The following is a 639-nucleotide window of genomic DNA, read 5'->3' on the forward strand; positions in this document are numbered from 1 at the left end:
GACAAACCCTATTTTTGCCAATGAAAAAGTGCGTTTGGCGATGCGCTATCTTATTGACTATGAAGGACTCGGTAAGACTCTTCTCAAAGATGTTGGTATTCCACGTGCAAGTTTTATTCCTCTTGGTAATCTTGGAGCTTTGGATGAAAAAGAGGGACAACCCTTTAAACTTGATCTCCAAAAAGCAAAGCAACTTTTAACAGAGGCAGGTTATCCGGATGGTTTTGAGGCCAGTATTTTTGCCGGTGCCTCTCCTTATCCTTTTGCTTTGCCTATTGCTCAGTCTCTCCAAGACAATGCAAAAAAAGTTGGAGTACGTTTTAAAATTGAACGTTTTGTAGGTACGCAGTTGTTTTCAAAATTTTATGCGCGTGGTTTTGATACGATTTTTTTCGGATGGAATAATGGCTCTGGGGACCCCCATACAATGGCTTCACGTCTTATTTATAATCCAGATAATCGGCTTGAGGCTAAAAATACAGGCTATGCGAGTTGGTGCCATGGGTATTTGGATGAAACTATGAATCAAAAGGTTCAAGATGCATTGTTTCAAAAAGATCCCAAAAAACGGGCGCAAATGTATGCTGATTTACAACGTGATTTTATGCAGAAAGGGCCTTATGCTTTTATCTATCAGAC

Annotated in this window: 1 protein-coding gene; it reads left to right on the top strand. The window is 39.9% G+C overall.

The annotated features are described in order from the left end of the window. The coding region (locus ACFIL3_RS10925; protein ID WP_375682289.1) for an ABC transporter substrate-binding protein at positions 1–639 on the top strand (639 nt) is incomplete at both ends.

The sequence above is a fragment of the Bartonella sp. CE47NXGY genome (assembly GCF_042195415.1).
Taxonomy (GTDB): domain Bacteria; phylum Pseudomonadota; class Alphaproteobacteria; order Rhizobiales; family Rhizobiaceae; genus Bartonella.